The organism is Mycobacterium sp., assembly GCF_050701675.1.
Lineage (GTDB): Bacteria > Actinomycetota > Actinomycetes > Mycobacteriales > Mycobacteriaceae > Mycobacterium.
Genome location: NZ_JBOGDD010000477.1, coordinates 1 through 3,943, shown reverse-complemented (window position 1 = coordinate 3,943; position 3,943 = coordinate 1). Strand labels below are relative to the sequence as shown.

General features: G+C 67.7%; 3 protein-coding genes and 1 pseudogene. 1 reads left to right on the top strand and 3 read right to left on the bottom strand.

What is annotated here, in order from left to right; translation table 11 throughout:
- The coding region (locus ACRDUX_RS14235) for a carboxylesterase family protein (RefSeq protein ID WP_526414674.1) at positions 1-595 on the top strand (595 nt) is incomplete at its 5' end.
- 39 nt (positions 596-634) lie between these two features.
- On the opposite strand, the gene ACRDUX_RS14230 is transcribed toward ACRDUX_RS14235, so the two are convergent.
- The 3 genes and pseudogenes from ACRDUX_RS14230 to ACRDUX_RS14220 form a co-directional block, all read right to left on the bottom strand.
- On the bottom strand, positions 635-1,540 hold the full coding sequence (locus ACRDUX_RS14230; RefSeq protein WP_526414673.1) for an oxamate carbamoyltransferase subunit AllH family protein: 906 nt from the start codon (positions 1,538-1,540) through the stop codon (positions 635-637).
- 7 nt (positions 1,541-1,547) lie between these two features.
- Positions 1,548-2,969: an oxamate carbamoyltransferase subunit AllG family protein gene (locus tag ACRDUX_RS14225; RefSeq protein WP_526414672.1), complete on the bottom strand. Its 1,422-nt coding sequence runs from the start codon at positions 2,967-2,969 to the stop codon at positions 1,548-1,550.
- Positions 2,966-3,943: pseudogene (locus ACRDUX_RS14220) on the bottom strand (acyl-CoA synthetase FdrA); the annotation flags it as partial. The pseudogene ACRDUX_RS14220 and the gene ACRDUX_RS14225, both read right to left, overlap by 4 nt.

Here is a 3,943-nt window from a genome sequence, read left to right as displayed (position 1 = left end):
GGACGGCGCCGTCTCACCGATACCGTTGATCGTCGGCACCAACAGCCACGAGGCGTCGATGTTCGCGTGGGGAAAGCCGCCGATGCTGCCGACCACCGAGCCGGGCGTCGACTCGTACTTCGCCCGCACGGCGCCCGACGCGAAGGACCGCGTGCTCGCGGCGTATCCGGACTATCCGCGGCGCAGTGCTCTGATCGCCATCGGTTCGGACACGATGTTCTGCGCTCCCACGTGGGCGTTCGCCGACGCCTACTCCGTCCATGCGCCGACGTACGTCTACCGGTTCGACCACGCCGCGTGGAGTCTGCGGCTGCTCGGCCTCGGCGCGACGCACGGCAGCGAGATCGTCCACGTCCAGCACAGCTACGGCTCCTACCTGGGCCGCAAGGTCCATCCCCTGGGAAGGCGGGTCCAGCCGTCGGTCGGCAGGCGAATGCAGCGGACCTGGCTGAACTTCGCGACCGCCGAGCTGGGCGAGGACTGGCCCCGGTACGACGCCGAGAGGCGTCGCACCCGCGTCATCTCCTCGGCGCGCGACGAGACCGTGCAGGACCCCGACCGCGTCAGGCGGTCGGCATGGGACGGCCTGTACTGACCTGCGACCAGGTGGTGGCGAAACGCCTATCGAGGCCCGTCACCCGCCGCCGCACGCAGTGGTCGACACCGTCAGACGCAGTGGTGACAGCGTCTCCAGGGTGTCGAGGATCCCGACCATCGTGTCCGTACCGGAGGTGGCCCCCATCGCGATCACGCGCTCGACGGACTGACGGACGGTGGACTGTCCGCCCAGGAAGATCGCCTCGATCACCTTGGTGACGTCGACGTGGAAGCGGCCGTCGCACGCGGCCAGCAAGTAGCTGCGACTGACGGGAGTGGTGTCTGCACACAACGGCCGCAGCCCGACGGCGAGCTGACGACCGAACCGGCGGGTCCGGCAGTGCAGTAACAGCACCGCGAGACAGCCCAGGATGTAGTCGTCCCCGGAGGGCGTGGACCCGATACCCAGGCCGATCAGCGCACGCGACGCCGCCACCGCGCCGGCCGCGTCGCCGGCTGCCACGGCGGCCTGCAGCGCGCCCGCGCCTGTGAGCAGCCGCGCGTGCATCGCCTGGGTCAGGGTGTCGGTGGGTGTTTCCGCACGATGGAGCATGCCGCCCTCGATCCCGCATCGAGCGAGGACCTCGGCTGCGATCCCGTGCCCGGCCGCGACCCGGTCGTCGACCGGATCCGACGCAACGACCCGACAGCTGAACCTGCGGCAGTACTGCAGGTCGACGGTGAGCGCTCCGACCGTCATGCCGGCAGCACCGATCACCCGGACGGGTTGTCCGGCCGCAACGGAGTCGAACCCGACGGCGTCGGTCAGCAGGGCATTGGGGGCGCGAGTTGCGCCGGTGGCGGCGACCCAGAGCATGTCACCGCTTGCGAGGCGGACGTTGACCGCGTGCCGGTAGGTGCTGTCGACCACCGCGTCGCCGTACTGCCCGGTCAGGAACGGCAGCCACGTCTCGTCGGCCAGCTGCGCGCGTACCAACTCCATCGGGCGGTTATTGGCCGAAACGCGTGGCGAGCTCGACGATCGCCTTCTCGAAGACCTCCATCGGGGGATTGACGAACCCGGCCCCGATCATGCCGACCCCCGGATCCTTGTGTGCCATTGCGGTATTGATGATCGGCAGGGTGCCGGTCTCGATGACCTTGACGACGTCGATGCCGGTGGCGATGCCCCGGAAGTTGAGCACCGGAATGGTGATGTGCGGGTTGGTCGTCGTGGTGATCTCCAGCATGTCGTGAGAGCAGTTCATGGCGTCATCGACGGTGCCGCCGACCAGCGGAACGATCGCAGGCGACGCTGCCATGGCGAACCCGCCGATCCCGTAGGTCTCGGTGATGGCGCTGTCACCGATGTCGAGTCCGGCATCGGCTTCGGTGTATCCCGCCATCATCGGCCCGTTGATCTTCTGCGCAGGCCCGGTGAACCACCGGAACCCGTCGAAGGCCGAGACTCGCACGCCGAACTCGACGCCGTTGCGGCACATCGTGGTCACGATGGTGCTGTCGGGGATGCCGTGCGCGGCGTCCATCGCGTTCTTGCACAACGCCATCCACGTCGGCCCGGAGAAGTAGGTGCCTGCGTCGATGAAGTCGAACACCTGTTTCTTCTGCTCGGTCGTGAAGTGCGTCTGCAGCAGGAGCGGTGCCAGCTTCTGGAACAACAGGGCCGTCCCGGCGATGTTGCGGTTGTGCGACTCGTCGCCCATCTGCAGGGCCTGAGCGAGCAGCTCGCGCAGATCGATCTCCTCGGCGAACTGCATCGCCTCGGCGAGCATCGGGCCGAGTACGTCGCGCATCCAGACCAGGCGGTCGATGACGGTCTGGTCATTGGCGCCCATGCTGAGGATCCGCGCCAGCTGCTCGGCCAGGTTGGTGTAGGAGACGTTGCCGTAGGTCTTGTTGCGCACGATCTGCATGTACATCGACGCCGAGGTGACTCCCGACATCGAGCCCACGCAGTCGTGCTGGTGGTTCGGGGCGAGGGTGACCCCGCCGGACGCGGCGAGGACGGCGGCTTCCTCGACGTCGGCGGCCAACCCCTCGAACACGATGGCTCCGGTGACCGCACCGCGCATCGCACCGCACATGTCCTGGAAGGCGATCGGTGGGCCGGCGTGCAGGATCGTCGTCTTCGTCATCCCCGGCACGACTTCGAGGGCCTGCCCGAAACCGACGAGCACGGGGTGCGAATTCACGATCCGTTCGACCGCCAGCTGGTTCGCGGCAGCGATCCGGGCGGCGTTGTCGGGTCGCCGGAGCACCGCCAGCGCGGCATGTATCTCGGGGGGGTAGGACCGCGGCGGTGACCAGTTCACCTGGACTGCACGCACATCCTGGCGTTCCAGGTCGTCGTGGAATGTGGCCACGCCGACGTTGACCACCCGCAACTCGTCGCGGAAAAGGGTGTTGCTCATACCCGGCTCTCCTGCATCTGTGGGATCAGCTTCAGTGCCTGTTCGCCGAGATCGATGACACTGTCGACGACCCGGACACCGAGGTCCTGAAGGATCTTGAACTGGGCTGCCTTGTTTTGCGGATCGGAGTCCGTGCCCAATACGTACGCGACGATTTCGAGGGCGCGGCCGGACTCGGCCGCCACGTTCTTGGCACGCTCGATCGCCGCAGCGGCCGCCGACACCGGAGCCGGATGGGAGCCGATGCCGAGCTCGAAATCGAGGAGGATCACCGCAGTCGCCGGATCCTGCGCCGCCTCGATGATTCGGCTGTTGCGCAGAGTGGGATCGATCATCGGGTGCGGGCGACCCTGGGTGAACTCGTCCGCTCCCAGGTCGATGAGCGTGTGCCCGTCTCCAGCCTGGTGAACCCTTCGGACCACGTGGAAGACCTCGTCGCACACCGTGCCACCACAGAACAGGCCTCGGATGAACCGCTGGCCAGGGCCCCAGGCGGCCTGGATGTCGGGGTAGGGGAAGTCGTAGGTGGCGGTGTCGGTGAGCGACGGGTCATCGACGGCCAGCCGGACCGCGGCCAGCGCCGCGTCCCGAGTGTTGCCCACCACCGTGACCCTGCCGTCGGCATCGTCGCCGCGGTCACCAGATCCGATGAAGCACACCACGACTGGTGTCGACGCGGCGGCTGCCGCAGCCAGCACCCTGGCCGCGACCCGGTCCGCGGGAGGTTTGGAGAGCACGATGATCACCGCGGTGTCCGGGTCGGCGTCGAGCATCGCAAGGCCGTCCAGCATCATCACGCCGCCGACGTCCTCGGAAAGATCCCGGCCACCCACGCCGATCAGTTGACTGATACCCGCACCCAGCGCGTCGACCCGCACGCTCAGTTCCTGGCTGCCGGTGCCCGATGCCGCGACGATGCCAATCTTGCCGGGGCGCACCGTGTTTGCGAAGCACAGCCCGACGTTGTTGATGAT

Coding starts and splice junctions, on each gene's coding strand:
- ACRDUX_RS14230 (WP_526414673.1), bottom strand. CDS start 1,540: ATGGAGTTGGTACGCGCGCAGCTGGCCGACGAGACGTGGCTGCCGTTC.
- ACRDUX_RS14225 (WP_526414672.1), bottom strand. CDS start 2,969: ATGAGCAACACCCTTTTCCGCGACGAGTTGCGGGTGGTCAACGTCGGC.